General features: G+C 65.5%; 16 protein-coding genes, 1 tRNA gene and 1 pseudogene. 5 read left to right on the top strand and 13 right to left on the bottom strand.

Going from position 1 to position 18,348, the window contains the following annotated elements:
* Positions 1 to 85: 85 nt before the first annotated feature.
* From cyoD to DFS13_RS24120, 5 genes are all read right to left on the bottom strand, one after another.
* On the bottom strand, positions 86 to 418 hold the full coding sequence (gene cyoD, locus DFS13_RS24140; RefSeq protein ID WP_006478441.1) for a cytochrome o ubiquinol oxidase subunit IV: 333 nt from the start codon (positions 416 to 418) through the stop codon (positions 86 to 88).
* Complete coding sequence (gene cyoC, locus DFS13_RS24135) at positions 419 to 1,027, bottom strand: cytochrome o ubiquinol oxidase subunit III (protein ID WP_006483998.1); 609 nt, start codon at positions 1,025 to 1,027, stop codon at positions 419 to 421. It abuts the gene before it with no gap.
* Positions 1,027 to 3,033, bottom strand: coding sequence for a cytochrome o ubiquinol oxidase subunit I (cyoB, locus tag DFS13_RS24130; RefSeq protein ID WP_111442209.1), 2,007 nt, complete (start codon positions 3,031 to 3,033; stop codon positions 1,027 to 1,029). The genes cyoC and cyoB overlap by 1 nt, the downstream gene beginning before the upstream one ends.
* Before the next feature lie 3 nt (positions 3,034 to 3,036).
* Positions 3,037 to 3,924, bottom strand: coding sequence for a ubiquinol oxidase subunit II (gene cyoA / locus DFS13_RS24125; protein ID WP_012492697.1), 888 nt, complete (start codon positions 3,922 to 3,924; stop codon positions 3,037 to 3,039).
* 273 nt (positions 3,925 to 4,197) lie between these two features.
* Positions 4,198 to 5,727, bottom strand: coding sequence for a NuoM family protein (locus tag DFS13_RS24120; protein ID WP_006483984.1), 1,530 nt, complete (start codon positions 5,725 to 5,727; stop codon positions 4,198 to 4,200).
* A 464-nt stretch (positions 5,728 to 6,191) separates the two neighbouring features.
* Here DFS13_RS24120 and DFS13_RS24115 point away from each other — a divergent pair.
* Positions 6,192 to 6,505, top strand: a pseudogene (locus tag DFS13_RS24115) (DUF932 domain-containing protein); the annotation flags it as partial.
* 257 nt (positions 6,506 to 6,762) lie between these two features.
* Here DFS13_RS24115 and DFS13_RS24110 read toward each other — a convergent pair.
* The 6 genes from DFS13_RS24110 to cysS form a co-directional block, all read right to left on the bottom strand.
* Positions 6,763 to 6,856, bottom strand: a tRNA-Ser gene (locus tag DFS13_RS24110).
* A gap of 110 nt (positions 6,857 to 6,966) precedes the next feature.
* Positions 6,967 to 8,220, bottom strand: a complete 1,254-nt coding sequence (locus DFS13_RS24105) for an aspartate kinase (RefSeq protein ID WP_012492698.1) — start codon at positions 8,218 to 8,220, stop codon at positions 6,967 to 6,969.
* Between the two features lie 343 nt (positions 8,221 to 8,563).
* Positions 8,564 to 9,985: a tRNA lysidine(34) synthetase TilS gene (gene tilS, locus DFS13_RS24100; protein WP_111442208.1), complete on the bottom strand. Its 1,422-nt coding sequence runs from the start codon at positions 9,983 to 9,985 to the stop codon at positions 8,564 to 8,566.
* Between the two features lie 46 nt (positions 9,986 to 10,031).
* Positions 10,032 to 11,003 carry an acetyl-CoA carboxylase carboxyltransferase subunit alpha gene (locus tag DFS13_RS24095; protein ID WP_006478433.1) on the bottom strand — a complete coding sequence of 324 codons (972 nt, stop codon included), beginning with the start codon at positions 11,001 to 11,003 and terminating at the stop codon, positions 10,032 to 10,034.
* A 103-nt stretch (positions 11,004 to 11,106) separates the two neighbouring features.
* Positions 11,107 to 11,934 (bottom strand): DNA-3-methyladenine glycosylase, encoded by an 828-nt coding sequence (locus DFS13_RS24090; protein WP_006484005.1) that lies wholly within the window; start codon positions 11,932 to 11,934, stop codon positions 11,107 to 11,109.
* Positions 11,935 to 11,977: 43 nt separating this feature from the next.
* Positions 11,978 to 13,375: a cysteine--tRNA ligase gene (cysS, locus tag DFS13_RS24085; protein WP_006484007.1), complete on the bottom strand. Its 1,398-nt coding sequence runs from the start codon at positions 13,373 to 13,375 to the stop codon at positions 11,978 to 11,980.
* 234 nt (positions 13,376 to 13,609) lie between these two features.
* On the opposite strand from cysS, the gene DFS13_RS24075 reads away from it, so the two are divergent.
* From DFS13_RS24075 to DFS13_RS24060, 4 genes are all read left to right on the top strand, one after another.
* Positions 13,610 to 14,332, top strand: coding sequence for a tetratricopeptide repeat protein (locus DFS13_RS24075; RefSeq protein WP_080403580.1), 723 nt, complete (start codon positions 13,610 to 13,612; stop codon positions 14,330 to 14,332).
* Positions 14,333 to 14,371: 39 nt separating this feature from the next.
* Complete coding sequence (locus DFS13_RS24070; RefSeq protein ID WP_006484003.1) at positions 14,372 to 14,947, top strand: peptidylprolyl isomerase; 576 nt, start codon at positions 14,372 to 14,374, stop codon at positions 14,945 to 14,947.
* 88 nt (positions 14,948 to 15,035) lie between these two features.
* The gene (locus tag DFS13_RS24065) at positions 15,036 to 15,527 is read left to right on the top strand and encodes a peptidylprolyl isomerase (protein ID WP_006483987.1); all 492 of its coding nucleotides are present in this window, start codon (positions 15,036 to 15,038) and stop codon (positions 15,525 to 15,527) included.
* 27 nt (positions 15,528 to 15,554) lie between these two features.
* Positions 15,555 to 16,355 carry a UDP-2,3-diacylglucosamine diphosphatase gene (locus DFS13_RS24060; RefSeq protein WP_006483982.1) on the top strand — a complete coding sequence of 267 codons (801 nt, stop codon included), beginning with the start codon at positions 15,555 to 15,557 and terminating at the stop codon, positions 16,353 to 16,355.
* Between the two features lie 58 nt (positions 16,356 to 16,413).
* On the opposite strand, the gene cysE is transcribed toward DFS13_RS24060, so the two are convergent.
* Together cysE and DFS13_RS24050 are read right to left on the bottom strand one after the other, a co-directional pair.
* Positions 16,414 to 17,187 carry a serine O-acetyltransferase gene (gene cysE / locus DFS13_RS24055; RefSeq protein ID WP_012492700.1) on the bottom strand — a complete coding sequence of 258 codons (774 nt, stop codon included), beginning with the start codon at positions 17,185 to 17,187 and terminating at the stop codon, positions 16,414 to 16,416.
* A gap of 295 nt (positions 17,188 to 17,482) precedes the next feature.
* Complete coding sequence (locus DFS13_RS24050) at positions 17,483 to 18,307, bottom strand: RNA methyltransferase (protein WP_060265340.1); 825 nt, start codon at positions 18,305 to 18,307, stop codon at positions 17,483 to 17,485.
* Positions 18,308 to 18,348: the final 41 nt, after the last annotated feature.

Below are 18,348 nucleotides of genomic sequence, written 5' to 3'. Positions count from 1 at the left end.
CCGGAAAAGCAAAAAGGCGGCACCTGCGTGCCGCCTTTTCTTCATGAACACGCATGGATACGAACCCGATGCGCGACGCTGCCGCTCACCGCGACATCATGTTCATGCTGACGTTGTGCATCACCCACAGCGTGCCGACGATCACGATCGCGGCGGTCAGCACCGTATAGCTGAACGCCATCACGTTCCAGCGCTGGCCCGACGAGCCGTTCATGTGCAGGAAGTACACGAGGTGCACGACGATCTGCACGAACGCGAGCACGGCCAGCCCGATCAGCGACGCATGCGGCGACAGCACGCCGCCCATCACCAGGCCGAACGACGCGGCCGTGAGCAGCACCGACAGGATGAAACCGGCGACGTAGCCGCCGACACTGCCGTGCCCTTCTTCGAGTTGAGACGAATGCGAATGGGCCATTTAGATCACGCTCGCGAGATAGACAAAGGAAAACACGCAGATCCACACGATGTCGAGGAAGTGCCAGAACAGGCTCAGGCACGTCAGGCGCCGCAGGTCGCGATCGGTCAGGTCGCCGCCACGGAACACGATCTGCGCGGCCAGCACGAGCATCCACAGCAGGCCGGCCGTCACGTGCAGCCCGTGCGTGCCGACCAGCGTGAAGAACGCCGACAGGAACGCGCTGCGCTGCGGGCCCGCGCCTTCCGCGATCAGGTGCGAGAACTCGCGCAGTTCCATCGCGAGAAACGCCGCGCCGAGCACGAACGTCACCGCGAGCCACGCGAGCAGCGCGCCGCGTTGCTGCTTGTATGCCGCGAGCATCGCGAAACCGTACGTGATGCTCGACAGCAGCAGCGCGGCGGTTTCGACCGCGACGCCCGGAATGTCGAACAGCTCTTTGGCGGTCTGCCCGCCCGCGTACTGGTGACCGAGCACCGCGAACGTCGCGAACAGCGCCGCGAAGATCACGCAGTCGGTCATCAGGTACAGCCAGAACCCGAACACCGAATGCGACGGCGGATGGTCGTCGTGCTCGAGCAGGGTCGCGCTCAAGGTTTTCTGCAACATCAGTTGGCCTCCAGTTCCACGTCGTCGACGCGCGCGGCCGTGCGCTGCGTCGGCTGCTTGTCTTCGGTCTTGCGCACCGTCGACGCAGGGATGTAATAGCCGTCGTTATCGCGCGAGCTGTAGATCACGAGCGTCGCAATGATTCCGATGAGCCCGCCGATCGCCATCCACCAGATGTGCCACACCAGCGCGAAGCCGAGCACCAGGCTGAAGATCGCGATCACGAGGCCCGCGCAGGTATTCGACGGCATGTGGATGTCGCGAATCGCCGCCGGGTTCGGCCGGCCTTCGCCGCGCGCCTTCATGTCCGCGTACGCGTCGAGCGTGCGCACCTGCGGGATCACCGCGAAGTTGTAGTCGGCCGGCGGCGACGACGTCGCCCATTCCAGCGTGCGGCCGCCCCACGGATCGCCCGTGGTGTCGCGGTATTCCGGCAGGTGACGGTTGCGGATGCTGACGACCAGTTGCAACAGCTGGCATGCGATGCCGATCGCGATCAGCACGGCGCCGAATGCGGCGACCAGCAGCCACGGATGCCAGGCCGGGTTGTCGTAGTGGTTCAGGCGGCGTGTCATGCCCATGAAGCCGAGCACGTACAGCGGCACGAACGCGACGTAGAAGCCGACCTGCCAGAACCAGAACGCGGCCTTGCCGAGCTTCTCGTTCAGCTTGAAGCCGAACGCCTTCGGGAACCAGTAGTTGAAGCCCGCGAGATAGCCGAACAGCACGCCGCCGATGATCACGTTGTGGAAGTGCGCGATCAGGAACAGGCTGTTGTGCAGCACGAAGTCCGCGCCGGGGATCGCCATCATCACGCCGGTCATGCCGCCGAGCGTGAACGTGACCATGAAGCCGATCGTCCACAGTACGGGCGTCGTGAACTCGATCCGGCCGCGGTACATCGTGAACAGCCAGTTGAACACCTTCACGCCGGTCGGAATCGCGATGATCATCGTCATGATCCCGAAGAACGCGTTCACGTTCGCGCCCGAGCCCATCGTGAAGAAGTGATGCAGCCACACGAGGAACGACAGCACCATGATCGCGCAGGTCGCGTACACCATCGTCTTGTAGCCGAACAGCGGCTTCTTCGCGAACGTCGCGATGACTTCCGAGAAGATCCCGAACGCCGGCAGGATCAGGATGTACACCTCCGGATGGCCCCACGCCCAGATCAGGTTCAGGTACAGCATCGCGTTGCCGCCGGCTTCGTTCGTGAAGAAATGCATGCCGAGGTAACGGTCGAGGCCGAGCAGCGCGAGCGTCGCGGTCAGGATCGGGAACGACGCCATGATCAGCACGTTCGTGCAGAGCGCCGTCCACGTGAACACCGGCATCTTCATCAGCGTCATGCCCGGCGCGCGCATCTTGATGATCGTCACGAAGAAGTTCACGCCGGTCAGCAGCGTGCCGACCCCGGAGATCTGCAGCGCCCACAGGTAGTAGTCGACCCCTACCCCCGGACTGAACTGCAGCTCCGACAGCGGCGGGTACGCGAGCCAGCCCGTCTGCGCGAATTCGCCGATCACGAGCGACACGTTGATCAGGATCGCGCTGACCGCCGTCATCCAGAACGACAGCGAGTTGATGAACGGGAACGCGACGTCGCGCGCGCCGATCTGCAGCGGCACGATCAGGTTCATCAGGCCGACCATGAATACCATCGCCATGAAGAAGATCATGATCACGCCGTGTGCCGTGAAGATCTGGTCATAGTGGTGCGGCGGCAGGTAGCCGGGCGCGTTGTACGCGAGCGCGAGCTGCATGCGCATCATGATCGCGTCGGCGAAGCCGCGCAGCAGCATGATCAGCGCGACGATGATGTACATCACGCCGAGTCTCTTGTGGTCGACCGTGGTCAGCCATTCCGTCCACAGCCATTTCCAGCGGCCGGTGATCGTCAGCGCGGCGAGAATGCCCAGCACGACCAGCCCCATGAAGGCGCCGGCCCCCATGATGATGGGCTGATCGAACGGGATCGCCGAAAGTGTGAGTTTGCCGAACATGCGTTACCCCTTCGTGCCGCAGGCGGCGTCCTTCAGGTCGAGGACGTGGCCATCGTTGTATTTCGCGATGATGTTGTGGAAGAGCCGCGGATCGACCGACGAGAAGTAGCGCACCGGCGCCTTCTCGCTCGGCTGCGCGACGCTGCCGTACAAGGTCGCGTCGAGCCGGTCCGGCGACGCCTTCACCTTCTGCACCCACGCATCGAACTGCTCGCGCGGCTCGGCGAGCGTGCGGAACTTCATGTCGGAGAAACCGCGGCCGCTGAAGTTGGCGGACGTGCCCGCGTAGTTGCCGGGCTCGTCGGCGATCAGGTGCAGGCGCGTCTGCATGCCGGCCATCGCGTAGACCTGGCCGCCGAGCTGCGGGATGAAGAACGAGTTCATCACCGAATCCGACGTGATGCGGAAGTTCACCGGCGTGCCGACCGGAATCGCGAGCTGGTTCACCGACGCGATACCGAGTTCCGGATAGATGAACAGCCACTTCCAGTCGAGCGCGACCACCTCGACGTCGAGCGGCTTCACCGCCGATTCGAGCGGCTTGTACGGATCGAGCTCGTGAGTGGTCTTCCACGTGAGCACGCCGAGAAACAGGATGATCAGCGTCGGTACGGTCCAGATCACGACCTCGATCGCGGTCGAGTGCGACCAGTTCGGCGCATAGGCGGCGTTGCGGTTCGACGCGCGGTAACGCCACGCGAACCATAGCGTGAGCAGGATCACCGGCACGACGACGATCAGCATCGCCCAGGTGGACGTCGCGATCAGCGCCTTTTCGGCCGCACCCACGCTTCCTTTCGGATTTAGTACATCTAAATTACAACCTGACAGGCTCAATGCCGCGCCCATGGACATCAGCGCCGACCAGCCTCTTGAAGCTCTTCTTTTCATCACACAGCCCGAGGGTCATTGAATCCGTTTGCGTACGCCCGATGCGCATTCGATTCACGAAATTGGCCGAATCATACGTCGCGCGAGTGCGATGAAAAACCGGTGCATGCGGCAAATCATCATTGCAAAATCTGCCGTGAGTCACATTGTCGCGGGGCAATTTCACGCAGCCGGAAGCGGGTCCGGCACGCGCCGTGCCGGACCGCGATCGATGCGCGCGCAACGACGCGCGCCGCGTGAGGCGGCGCGCTTGCGCGGCTCGACGTGCCGGGATCAGTCGTGCGTCGACGCCATGTACGACGGCAGCGCCGGCGTGGGGCCATCCCCTGCCGGCACCTTCGAATGGCTCGCTTCCTGGATCAGCCTGCCGACGGTCGGATCGATCGCATCGGTGAACGGCTTCGGATCGATGCCGACCGCGAGCACGATCAGCGCGAGCGACGCGAACATCACGATCTCGCGACGGTTCAGGTCGGCGAGCTTCGCGATCCGCTGGCTCGCGACCTTGCCGAACACGACGCGCTTGAGCATCCACAGCGTGTACGACGCGCTGAGGATCAGCGTGAGCGCCGCGATCGCGCCGATCCAGAAGTTGAAGCGGATCGCGCCCATGATCACCATGAACTCGCCGACGAACCCCGACGTGCCCGGCAGGCCGACGTTGGCCATCGCGAACAGCAGCGTGAAGGTCGCGAAACGCGGCATCACGCCCGCCACGCCGCCGTACGCGGCGATCTCGCGCTGCTTGGTGCGATCCACGAGCACGTTCACGCACAACAGCATCGCGCCCGCCACGAAGCCGTACGACACGAGCTGCACGATCGCGCCTTCGACGCCGATCCGATTGAACAGGAACAGGCCGAGCGTGACGATCCCCATGTGCGCGACCGTCGAATACGCGAGCAGCTTGCCGAGGTCGGTCTGCGCGAGCGCGACGAGGCTCGCGTAGACGATCGCGAACAGCGACAGCGCGATCACGGCCGGCGCGAAGAAGTGACTCGCGTCCGGCGTGATCGGCAGCGCGAAGCGCAGGAACCCGTAGCCGCCGAGCTTGAGCATCGCGAGCATCAGCGCGGCGCCCGTCGGGCCGTCCGTGTAGACGTCGCTCAGCCACGTGTGGACCGGCCACATCGGCACCTTGACCGCGAACGCGGCGAAGAAGCCGAGGAACACCAGCAACTGCGGCGCGAAACCGAGCTGCAGCGTGCGCCACACGGCCATGTCGAACGTATGCGACTGCGCGTACAGGTACAGCATCGCCATCAGCAGCAACAGCGAGCCGGCGAACGAGATGAAGAAGAACTTCACGGCCGCATACACGCGTCGCTCGCGCCCCCACGTGCCGATCAGCAGGTACAGCGGAATCAGCGTCGCCTCGAAGAAGATGAAGAACAGCAGCCCGTCCTGCGCGACGAACACGCCGACCATCAGCCCGGACAGGATCAGGAACGACGCGTAGTACTGCGCGACGCGCACCGTGACCGATTCCCACGACGCCACCACCACCACGAGCGTCGTGAATGCGGTCAGCACGACGAGCCAGAGCGACGCGCCGTCGATGCCGACCCGCCACCCGGAATTGAATGCCGCCAGCCAGTCGCGTCTTTCGACGAACTGCATCGCGGCCGAATGCGCATCGAAGCCGGCAACGAGCGGAACCACGGCCGCCAGCCCGGCAATCGCGCCGACCAGCGCGATCAGTCGTATCCGGCGTGCCTGCTGGTCGGAACCGGCGCGCAGCAGGCCCGCGCCGAACAGTATCGGAACCCAGATGGCCAGGCTCAGGAAGGGGAAATCATGCATGTCAACAGGGCCTTGAGGAGGTCGCGCCCTGCATCGGGGACAGGCGCGACGAAAGGAACGAAATCAAATCGACAGGTAGATTTCGTGAATCGCCAATGTTGGCAAAATGTAAAGCGGCATCACCGGAAAACTTGACGCCGCTCAAACGCGATCGGGTTAACCAGCATAAGACGATTGATTATTTTCTGCAGCGCAGCAGAGCATCGATTTTCGGCGGCAGCGTAGTTCACTGATTTGTTTGAGTAATTTTTCGTATTGCTTGATGCCGCGTGCGATGAAAATCGACGCAGCGCCGCATTTTTGATGTCAACCGGTCATTTCGGAGGGCCGGAACAGCATGATCGGTGTTCGGCTGTGTCCCGGTCGCTCAGCGCCTCGCTCCTTACAAATAACCTTTCATTGTTATTTCATTTCGTGCCGCGTGCATTTGAGCGAGGATCGGCCGGGCAAGCACGATCCGGCGCCGGCTCGAAGTCTGGAAGCATGCCGCCGGCATGAACGGGCGGATCGAACAAACCGAAGTGCGCTTCGTCGCCGCTGGCAATCGCAGCCTCGGCTCGATTCACGCGCTTCACGAACGGAAGGCTCTCTATCGTTCGGATACCGAAGCACTGCTGTCGGTTGTCTCTGCGCGCTATCAGGTCATGCAATCCGAGGAGATCGGGAGTGTTATCGAGACCTTGCGGAGATCGGCGGCTTACCGCTTGAGACCGCAGCTGTGCTACGGCAGGGCCACCCGCTCCGGGCGCTTGCCCGCAGAGGCCAGTCCGGCATGCTGGGGACGCTCAGCAGCCGCATCCGCCGCATCCGCCGCTTCAGGCGCGTTCCGAAGCATCTCGGATGGGTCTTTTCCCCGGCGTGTCCGGAACGAGCAATCGTCAAGCGCTGCCCTCGCGCTCGACGGCAGCGCGCAATACCAGCGGCGTCAACCGGTACCCACCTATGTCCAGCGCATTCTTGCTGATGGGCCCGCTGAGGACTGAAAAAGAAAAAGCCCCGCAAGTCCGAGAACTTGCGGGGCTTTGTCACCGCTTTTGGCGGAGACGGAGGGATTCGAACCCTCGATCCAGGTTTTGGCCCAGATGCTCCCTTAGCAGGGGAGTGCCTTCGACCTCTCGGCCACGTCTCCCAAACTTTCGCTCGCACCAGGGAGGCAGTGCGACGAGAACGAAATAATATAGGGTTTCGAACCGCCCGTCAATTTCCGTGATGCATTTTCTTCAATGCATCACGAAAAATTCACGATGCCTGGTCGAGTTCGAATGCCTTGTGCAGCGCGCGGACGGCCAGCTCCATGTATTTCTCGTCGATCAGCACCGAAATCTTGATTTCGGACGTCGAGATCATCTGGATGTTGATGCCCTCTTCCGACAACGTGCGGAACATCTTGCTCGCGACGCCCACGTGCGACCGCATGCCGACGCCGACGACCGACACCTTCGACACCTTCGGGTCACCCTGCACGCGCTCGGCGCTCACATGGCCCTGCACCTGGTTGGTGAGGATATCCATCGCCTTCTGGTAGTCGCCGCGACCGACCGTAAACGTGAAGTCGGTTTTGCCTTCGACGCTCTGGTTCTGGATGATCATGTCGACGTCGACGTTCGCATCGGCCACCGGGCCGAGGATCTGATATGCGATGCCCGGCTTGTCGGGCACGCCCATCACAGCAATGCGTGCTTCGTCGCGCTGGAACGCGATGCCGGAAATGACTGCCTTTTCCATGGTCTCGTCTTCTTCAAAAGTAATCAGGGTGCCCGAGCGCATTTCTTCGTCGAGCGCAATCAGCGGATCGGTCAGGCTCGACAGCACACGCGTCTTCACCTGGTATTTGCCGGCGAATTCGACCGAGCGGATCTGCAGGACCTTCGAGCCGAGGCTGGCCATTTCCAGCATTTCCTCGAACGTCACGCGATCGAGGCGGCGCGCCTCTTCGACGACACGCGGATCGGTCGTGTAGACGCCGTCGACGTCGGTATAGATCAGGCACTCTTCGGCACCCAGCGCAGCCGCCACCGCCACCGCCGACGTGTCCGAGCCGCCCCGGCCCAGCGTCGTGATGTGGCCGTCCGGATCAACGCCCTGGAAGCCCGTGATGATCACGACCTTGCCCGCGTTCAGATCGTCCTTCACACGCTCGTCGTCGATCGAGTGAATGCGTGCTTTCGTAAACGCGCTGTCGGTCTTGATCGGCACTTGCCAGCCGGCATAGCTCACGGCCTCGACGCCGATTTCCTGCAGCGCGATCGACAGCAGGCCGACGCTGACCTGCTCGCCGGTCGACGCGATCATGTCGAGCTCACGCGGGCTCGGCTGGCTCGAAATCTCTTTCGCGAGACCGAGCAGACGGTTGGTTTCGCCGGACATCGCCGACGGCACGACCACCATCTGGTGCCCGGCCTGATGCCATTTTGCGACGCGTTTCGCGACGTTCTTGATGCGCTCGACCGAGCCCATCGAAGTGCCGCCGTATTTGTGTACGATGAGTGCCATTGTCGTTCTGAACTGGAGGAGAAACCGCACGGGCGCGCTGGGCAGGCCGCGTAGCCGTTCGGTCACGCGGCTTGTGGCTGTGGACGGACGACGAGGGGGACGGCTGGGACGCAACACGCAAGCGTGACGGATTTTGCCCGGAAGGCCGATCAGGCCGCGCAAACCGGGTACGTCACGCGGAAAACCTGCACAAAACGCTCAAAAATCGAGCCGAGCAAACGACCGAGCGTACCCGATAGAAGCCCGCTTGACAAGCCGCGCGCCGTGTCGGCGGCCGTTCCGGCGCTGTTTACCAAATGGTGAAAACGGGCACGCCATCGCGCCGCCGGCAGGCTGCCCGCCGCTACGCGATCAGCAGGTCGGGACGCCATTCGATCCGGCGCCATGCGGCGGCGCCGGACGTCGCGCCGTCAGGCACGTCGATGTCGCGATTGACGCCCAGCCGCGGCACGTAGATCAGCCGGTCGCCCGCGAACAGCAGCGGCACGTCGCGCTGCCAGGCCGGCACGCCGCGCTCCTGGAGCAGGTTCTTCAGCGTCCGGCCCGGCCCGCCCGGCGACGTACGCATCCGTTCGCCGCCCGCCCGGGCGCGCGCAGCCAGCCGCGCACCGCGCAGCAGCGCCTCCGGTACCGCATCGGCGCTCCCCGCGTCGGCCGGCGCGAACACGAACGTGCCGCGCCATCCCGGCAGATGCCACACTTCCTGCCCGTCCCATGCAAGCGCCGCCTCCGGGTGCGGCGTACCGGTGCCGTCGTCGGCCGGTTCGCTGCTGTCGCCCGCTTCCCAGTACACGACATCGCGATAGAGCCTCAGGCACTGCCCCGCGTGATCGACGCGCAGCGCATGCGCGTCGTGCGCGGCACGCAGTTGCCGCATCATGTTGGCGAGCCGCGCAGCCGACGCGCCCGGCAAACCGAGCCGGCGCATCCAGAAGCGCAGCAGATTCGCACCGCGCGTATCGTCGAATCCGATCAGCGCGTCGCGCGACAGCGCCCGCCCGTCGTCGCGCGCGGCGACGGCGAAATCCAGCTCGGCCAGATCGTCGAGCAGCCGCTGCGCGGCGGCCGCATGCTGGGCCGCGCGACCGAGCGCATCGCGAAAACCCGGAAAATGCACGGCCAGCGCAGGCAGCACGTCGAGGCGCAGCGCATTGCGCGCATAGCGCGTATCGCCGTTCGATTCGTCATCGATCCAGGTCAGCGCATGCTGCTCCGCATAGCGCTCGAGTTGTGCGCGCAACAGCCGCAGCAACGGGCGCACACGCTCGATGCTCACGCCGTCGGGGCGATAACGCGGCGCCATCGCGGCAAGCCCCGCGATTCCCGCCCCGCGCAACAGTTGCAGCAGCACCGTCTCGGCCTGATCGTCCGCATGTTGCGCGAGCCACAGCGTCGCCACGCCGTGGCGTTCGCCCATCGCGTCGAGCGCCGCGTAGCGACGCTCGCGCGCGGTCGCCTCGATGCCGAGCCCGCTGTCGCGCGGCACGTCGACGCGCATCGATTCGAATGCGACACCGAGTCGCGCCGCTTCCGCTTCGGCATGCGCGACCCAGGCGTCCGCGTTCGCGCTCAGGCCGTGATGCACGTGCAGCGCGACGCAGCGCGAGGCGCCCGCGACGCGCACGGCCGCGTCGAGCAGCACGGTCGAATCGAGGCCGCCGCTGTAGGCGATCGCGATGCGCGCATCAGGCGGCAGGCTGGAAAGCGCAACGCCGACCGCGTCGAGTACGGCGCGGTCGGCGGAGAATTCGGTGGGCGGGATCACGAGCGGGACACGCGCGCAACGGCGCGTGAATTGAATACGCAGCCGGTCATGCGCCCGGCGTGGTTTCCTTGAACTTGCCGTAGGCCATCAGGCGCTCGAAGCGACGCTCGCGCAGCGCGTCGATGCTCATGCCCTGGAACTGGCGCAGCGAATCGGCCAGCGCACGGCGCAGCAGCGCGGCCATGCCCTTCGGATCACGATGCGCGCCGCCGAGCGGCTCGTTGATGATCTTGTCGATCAGGCCAAGCGCCTTCAGGCGGTGCGCGGTCAGGCCGAGCGCTTCCGCTGCTTCCGGCGCCTTCGCGGCGCTCTTCCACAGGATCGACGCACAGCCTTCCGGCGAGATCACCGAGTAGGTCGAGAACTGCAGCATCATCACGGTGTCGGCCACCGCGATCGCCAGCGCACCGCCCGAGCCGCCCTCGCCGATCACCGTCGTGATGATCGGCGTCTTCAGCTCGGCCATCACGTACAGGTTGCGGCCGATCGCCTCCGACTGGCCGCGCTCTTCTGCGCCGATGCCCGGGTACGCGCCCGGCGTATCGACGAACGTGAAGATCGGCAGCCCGAACTTCTCGGCCAGACGCATCAGCCGTTCAGCCTTGCGATAGCCTTCCGGGCGCGGCATCCCGAAGTTGCGCGCGGCGCGCTCCTTCGTGTCGCGGCCCTTCTGATGACCGATCACCATGCACGGATGGCCGCCGAAGCGCGCGAGACCGCCGACGATCGACAGGTCGTCCGCGAACGCGCGGTCGCCATGCAGCTCGTGAAAATCGGTAAACAGTTCCGCAACGTAATCGAGCGTGTACGGCCGCTGCGGGTGCCGCGCGATCTGCGAAACCTGCCATGGCGACAGGTTCGCGTAGAGGTCTTTCGTCAGTTGCTGGCTTTTCTTCGACAGCCGCTCGATTTCTTCCGAAATATCGACAGCCGAGTCGTCCTGCACGAATCGCAGCTCTTCGATCTTGGCCTCGAGTTCGGCGATCGGCTGTTCGAAATCCAGAAACGTGGTCTTCATGTGTTCGAATCCTTGGGTCTTGCGGCAGCGCGTATTCTACCCGCGCGGGCGACGCTCAAAACCGGCTCTCAACTATTGATGTTTAAAACCCGATAGCCGACACTCAGGCGTCGGCGTCGGGCGCATCGAGGCTGCGCCACATGTACCAGGTCGCGACGGTGCGCCACGGCTCCCAGTTGGCCGCAACCTCGCGCGCCTCGCTGCGCGTGACGGGTTCCCCGCTGAAGTAATTGACGCTGATCGCACGGATCAGGCCCGGGTCGTCGAGCGGCAGCACGTCCGGCCGCGACAGGTTGAAGATCAGGAACATCTCGGCCGTCCAGCGGCTGATGCCGCGGATCTGCGTGAGTTCCGCGATCACGTCCTCGTCGTCCATCGACATCCATTTGTCGACGTGCAGCGCCCCCGACACGAAATGCTGCGCGAGATCGAGGATGTATTCCGTCTTGCGCTTCGACAACCCGCACGCGATCAGCTTGTCCGCGCCGAGCCGGATCACCGGTTGCGGTGCGAGTTTCGGACAGGCGTCCTCGATGCGCGCCCACAGCGACTGCGCGGACGGCACCGAAATCTGCTGGCCGACGACCGAGCGCGCGAGCGTGACGAACGGGTCGCCGCGCTTCACGAGATGCGCGGGACCGAACTTCGGAATCAGTTTCTTCAGGATCCGGTCGCGCTTGACGAGGTCCGCGCATGCCTTGTCCCAATAGGCAGGACGCACGACGACCTCCTCGCCGTCCGCTTCGGACGCACGTGTCTTGCGGGCCGCGTCGGCGGCCGGCAGCGCGGCCGCCGGCTGCGCATGACCGTTCAGCGCGCCGTTCGGCACGGCGCGCGTCGCGTCCGACTTCGCCGCCGGTACACGCTTGGCTGCCGGACGCGCGGCGACCGGGGTCGCGCGCCTGACCGGCGCTTTTCTGGCCGTTGCCATCTTGCCTCCTACCTGACGGATCGGTCAGTGGAACGCACCGCGCTCATACGCGACGCCATTCGGTCGATCCGCCCGGTTTGTCTTCAAGTGCGATACCGGCTTCGAGCAATTCCGCCCGGATCCGGTCCGCTTCGGCATAGTCCTTCGCTTGCTTCGCCGCGACGCGCGCGGCGATCTTCGCTTCGATCTCGTCGGCCGCGAGCCCGCCCGCCTGCGCGGCGCCCGACGCCTGCTGCAGGAACGCGCGCGGTTCGCGGCCCAGCAGGCCCAGCAGGCCCGCCAGCTGTTTCAGTTGCCGCGCGAGCGACGCGTCGCGCGTGCGATTGACTTCGCCCGCCAGCTCGAACAGCGTCGCCACCGCGACCGGCGTGTTGAAATCGTCGTTCATCGCGGCCGCGAAACGCTGCGCGTGCGGCTCGTTCCAGTCGAGCGCGAGCGTATCGGCGTCGACGTCCTTCAGCGCCGTGTACAGACGCGTGAGCGACGCGCGCGCATCGTCGAGATGCACGTCGCTGTAATTGAGCGGCGAACGATAGTGCGTGCGCACGATGAAGAAGCGCATGACTTCCGCGTCGTAACGCTCGAGCACCTCGCGGATCGTGAAGAAGTTGCCGAGCGATTTCGACATCTTCTCGTTGTCGACCTGCACGAAGCCGTTGTGCATCCAGTAATTGACGAACGTCTCGCCGGTCGCGCCCTCGCTCTGCGCGATCTCGTTCTCGTGGTGCGGGAATTGCAGATCCTGCCCGCCGCCGTGGATGTCGAAATGATTGCCGAGCAGCGAGCAGCCCATCGCCGAGCACTCGATGTGCCAGCCCGGGCGACCCATCCCGTACTTCGACGCCCACGACGCGCCTTCCGGATCTTCCGGCTTCGCACGCTTCCACAGCACGAAATCGAGCGGATCTTCCTTCGCGTCGTTCGCGGCGACGCGTTCGCCCGCGCGCAGATCGTCGAGCGACTTGCCCGACAGCTTCCCGTAGTTCGTGAACTTGCGCACCGAGTAATTGACGTCGCCGTCGCTCGCCTGGTACGCGTAGCCGTTCGTCTCGAGCGTCTCGATCATGCCGAGCATCTGCGGGATGAACTGCGTCGCGCGCGGCTCGATGTCGGGCCGCTGGATGCCCAGCGCGCTTTCGTCCTCGTGCATCGCGCCGATGAAGCGGTCGGTCAGCGACTTGATCGTCTCGCCGTTCTCGACCGCGCGGCGGATGATCTTGTCGTCGATGTCGGTGATGTTGCGCACATACGTGACCCGATAGCCGATCGCACGCAACCAGCGCTGGACGAGGTCGAACACGACCAGCATGCGCGCGTGGCCCACGTGACAATAGTCGTAGACGGTGATCCCGCATACGTACATCCGCACTTCGCCGGACTGGCGCGGCACGAAAACTTGCTTGTCACGCGCGAGCGTGTTGTAGATGCGCAGTGATTCCATAGAGATGAACCGTGAGCCGAAGGAAACCGCCCTGGCGAAGCTCGCCCAGCATGTGAAACGGACGGACCATCTGCTGCGGCGCCAGGCCGCGCGTCCTCGATATCACATGGGGCGGTCAGGCTGCAAGCACAGCGGTGACGGCCACGAGAGGCTAAGAAAGACTGTCTGCCGCTCGCCGGAACGCGCAGACGTTTTGTTAGAATGGCTCGGAGTATAACATTCCGATTTACGCCTATGAAACCTCATCGCGGCCGCGCGCCGAGCGCTGCGACCCTCGTTGCGACCACCGTCATGGGCGTCGCGCTGACGCTTTTCGCGGCTCCCGCGGCGCATGCGCAAAAGGCCCCGGCGGTCGCCGACGGCACCCCCGAAATCGACGCGTCGATCGCCGGCAAGCAGTGGAAGCAGGCGCTCGCGCAGCTCGACGCGCGCATCGCGTCGAATCCGCACGACGTGCAGGCGCAGTTCAAGCGCGGCACCGTGCTGGCCCGCCTGAACCGCGACGACGACGCGATCCAGCAGTTCGTCGCGATCACGCAGGCGTACCCCGAACTGCCCGAGCCGTACAACAACCTCGCGGCGCTCTACGCGAAGCACGGCCGCTATGACGAAGCGCGCACCGCGCTCGTCACCGCGACGCAATCGAACCCGAGCTACTCGCTCGCGTACGAGAACCTCGGCGACCTCTACCTGCGGCTCGCTTCCGAATCGTACAAGCGCGCGCAATCGCTCGGCCGCACGAGCGGCGCGACCGCGCAGCGCCTCGCCGATCTCCAGAAGATCGTGTCGCCGCCGAAAGCCGCGCCGAACGCCCGCGCGACGACGCCGGCCACGCGCGCCTACACCGACCGCGCCGCCGCGAACGTGAGCACCACCACGCTGCCGATGTCGCCGACGTTCCAGTTCAACGGTCCGTCAGGCGCACTGGCGGCACCGTACGTCGCGCCGTCGCAATAAGCGGCGCGCCCTTCCTTCCCTCCCAACCTGAGGATCGCAATGAAACGTCTGTTGCTGGCGCTTGGCGGCGCCGCCCTTCTCGCGACCGCGCCCGCGTTCGCGCAAACGGCCACCGCGCACCCCGTCGTGCAGCTGAAGACCTCGCAGGGCGACATCCGCGTCGAGCTCTATCCGGAGAAGGCGCCGAAATCCGTCGCCAACTTCCTGGATTACGTGAAGGCCGGCCAGTACAACGGCACGATCTTCCATCGCGTGATCAAGGGCTTCATGATCCAGGGCGGCGGCTACAAGACCAACTTCGAGGAAAAGCCGACCCGCGCGCCGATCCCGCTGGAAAGCCGCAATGGTCTGAAGAACCTGACGGGCACGATCGCGATGGCGCGCACGAGCGATCCGAATTCGGCCACCGCGCAGTTCTTCATCAATACGGTCGACAACAGCGGCCTCGACTATCCGAACCCGGACGGCAACGGCTACGCGGTGTTCGGCAAGGTCGTGTCGGGCCTCGACGTCGTGAAGAAGATCGAAGGCGTGGCGACGACCTCGCGCGGCCCGATGCAGGACGTGCCGGCGCAACCGGTCGTGATCGAATCGGCGAGCATCGTCTCGAAGTAAGCACCTGCCGGCACGTCCGGCGCCACACGCGGCCGCGTCGCACGACCGGCCGCGTGCCATTTAAACCGCCTCACCGAAGGAATTCATCATGGTTGAACTGCATACGAACCACGGCGTGATCAAGCTCGAACTCGACGCCGCGAAGGCACCGAAGACGGTCGAAAACTTCCTGAACTACGTGAAGAAGGGCCATTACGACGGCACCGTGTTCCACCGCGTGATCAACGGCTTCATGATCCAGGGCGGCGGCTTCGAGCCGGGCCTGAAGCAGAAGCCGACCGACGCGCCGATCGACAACGAGGCGAACAACGGCCTGAAGAACGACAACTACACGATCGCGATGGCGCGCACGAACGATCCGCACTCGGCGACCGCCCAGTTCTTCATCAACGTGAACGACAACGACTTCCTGAACCACTCGTCGCCGACGCCGCAGGGCTGGGGTTACGCGGTGTTCGGCAAGGTCGTCGAGGGCCAGGACGTGGTCGACAAGATCAAGGGCGTCAAGACGGGCAACGCGGGCTTCCATCAGGACGTGCCGACCGACGACGTCGTGATCGAAAAGGCCGTGGTGGTCTGACGCACCAGCCGTCACGGAGGCACTTCGATGTTGCAGGAGAGTCCGCCGCGAAGCGTCTCCGCGGGCGTGCCGGGCGAGCGCGAGTACGCGCAAGCCGCACGCCCGTTCCTGTTTCTCTCCGATCTGCACCTGAGCGAAGCGATTCCGAAGACGGTCGCCGCGTTCGAGCATTTCGTGAAATACACCGCCGACAGCGCCGATTCGGTGTTCATCCTCGGCGACCTGTTCGAATACTGGATCGGCGACGACATCCTCGACGACGATCCGTTCGCCGCGCGCATGGCCGCGCTGATGCACACGTTCTCGGAGCGCGGCATCGCGCTCTACGTGATGCACGGCAACCGCGATTTCCTGCTCGGCCGGCGCTTCATGAAGGCGGCCGGTGCGATGCTGCTGCCCGACCCCTCGCTGATCATGGCGTTCGGCCAGCGCATCGTGCTCGCGCACGGCGACGCGCAATGCACGGCCGATCGCGGCTATCAGTTGTTCCGGCGCGTCGCGCGCAACCGCGTCGCGCAATGGCTGTTTCTCGCGTGGCCGTTCCGCTGGCGCCGCGCGCTCGCGCAGCGCATGCGCTCGAACAGCGAAGCCGGCCGCATGCGCCCCGTGTCAGCAATCTACGACGTCACGCGGGAAGGCGTGGCCGCGCTGTTCCGGAAAAGTCGCGCAAGCGTGATCATTCACGGCCACACGCACCGCCCCGCGCGCCACGCGGAACCGGGCGGAATCCGCTGGGTACTGCCCGACTGGGATCTCGATCACGGCACGCCGCGCGGCGGCTATCTGCGCGTCGACGCGGAAGGCATCCACGCGATGCCGCTCGACTGACGCCACCGCTGCCGCTGTCGTCGCATCGACCGGCAGCCGTGGGCGCCCTGCTCGTTCGTTACATCTGGCGTTCGACCGTCTTGCCTTCCAGCACCGCGGACAGCCTGCGCAGGTCGAGGCGCGCCGCATCGGCGCCCTGCAGCGTTTCCAGATGCGTACCGAGCCGTTCGAGCGCCGCGACGATCTCGTCGACGCGACGGCTTTCCTTCGCCGCGTGATCGATCAGCCCGTGAATCGCAAGCGACATCGGATCGTCGGCGTTCGGCGTGATCCCGTACGCGCAGAATGCCGCGCGCTCGGGTTGCGGCTTCGGCTGCGCCGGCATCACGATGCGCGCCGGGTTGCCGACCGCCGTGCCGCCGGGCGGCACCGGCTTGACGACCACCGCGTTCGAGCCGATCTTCGCGCCCGCGCCCACCGTGAAACCGCCGAGCACCTTCGCGCCAGCGCCGACGATCACGCCGGCCTCGAGCGTCGGATGGCGCTTCGCGCCGCGCGTGAGCGACGTGCCGCCCAGTGTCACGCCCTGATAGATCGTGCAGTCGTCGCCGATGATCGCCGTCTCGCCGATCACGACACCCATGCCGTGATCGATGAACACGCGCCGGCCGATCGTCGCGCCGGGGTGGATCTCGATCCCGGTCAGGAACCGGCCGGCCTGCGACGCGAACCGCGCGAGCCAGTAGCGCTTCGCGCGCCAGCAGGCGTGCGCGAAACGGTGCAGCACGAGCGCATGCAGCCCCGGATAACAGGTCAGCACTTCCCACGCACTGCGAGCGGCGGGATCCCGCTCGCGAATCGTTGCAACGTCTTCGCGCAGTCTCGTGAACATGATGTGATCTGGGAAAAGGCCGGCGCGCATCGCCGGCAATGCCGGCCGTTATCGCGCCGGGTAATTTGCTTATGACGTCCGGCGATTGTAGGGCCAGTCGCGCGCCGCCGCACGCGGTCGCGCGTTCACCCCGCCACCGGCGCGGGTATTCGGCCGGGACGGGTTTCCGGGGAGGCCCGTCGGGCGAAACTGCAGGGTTCGTCGCTTCCGGCGGATCACCGCATGGCCTGCCCGCCACCCACCACCCGCCGCATCCGTCGGACGCCCCGCACCCCGCGATCAGCGCGCCGGCCGCTTACGCGTCGCCGCCCGGTTTGCCCGACTTCAGCAGGATGTGCTTCGCGACGCCGCGCAGGATGTTGACCTCCTCGCGCTCGAGGCCCGTGCGCGCGAACAGCCGCCGCAGCCGCGGCATCAGCTTCTTCGGGTTGCGCGGATCGAGGAAGTCGAGCGCGATCAGCGCATGCTCGAGGTGCACGTACATCCGCTCGATCTCGTCGCTCTGCGCGAGCATGCCGGCTTCGGCCGGCGGTTGCGCCGACGGCTCGCTCGCCTGCTCGAGAAACGCGACGCGCAACTCGTACGCGAGCACCTGCACGGCCTGCGCGAGGTTCAGCGAACTGTAGGCCGGATTCGCCGGAATGTGCGCGAGCGCGCTGCACTGCTCGACATGCTCGTTCGCGAGACCCGTACGCTCGTTGCCGAACACGAGCGCGATGTCGCCCGTGCCGACCTGCGCGCTCGCCTGCGCGGCGGCCGCGCGCGGCGCGAGCCGCGGCGGCCCGTATTCGCGCGTACGCGCGGTCAGCGCGATCGACCAGTGCACGCCGGACAGCGCTTCGCCGAGCGTCGACACGACATGCGCGGACGCGAGGACGTCGTCCGCGCCGCTGGCCATCGCGATCGCCTCCGGATCGCTCTGCACGTGCGGCACGCGCGGTGCGACCAGCACGAGGCGCGAGAAGCCCATCGTCTTCAGCGCGCGGGCGGCCGCCCCGACGTTGCCGGGATGGCTCGGCTCGACGAGCACGAAGCGGGTGGACGTGAAGCCGCCGGACGGCGGCGGGGACGAGGCCGCGCCCGATTCGGACGGCGCGGCGGTGTTCTGCGGGGTTTCCACTACGAGACGACTCGGTTCATCAGAATGGCCGTATGGTATCG

Source organism: Burkholderia sp. 28_3 (genome assembly GCF_003253915.1).
In the GTDB taxonomy this organism is placed as follows: Bacteria; Pseudomonadota; Gammaproteobacteria; order Burkholderiales; family Burkholderiaceae; genus Burkholderia; species Burkholderia cenocepacia.
Note: the sequence above shows the minus strand (reverse complement) of the source record. Positions and strands in the feature narration are given on the sequence as shown.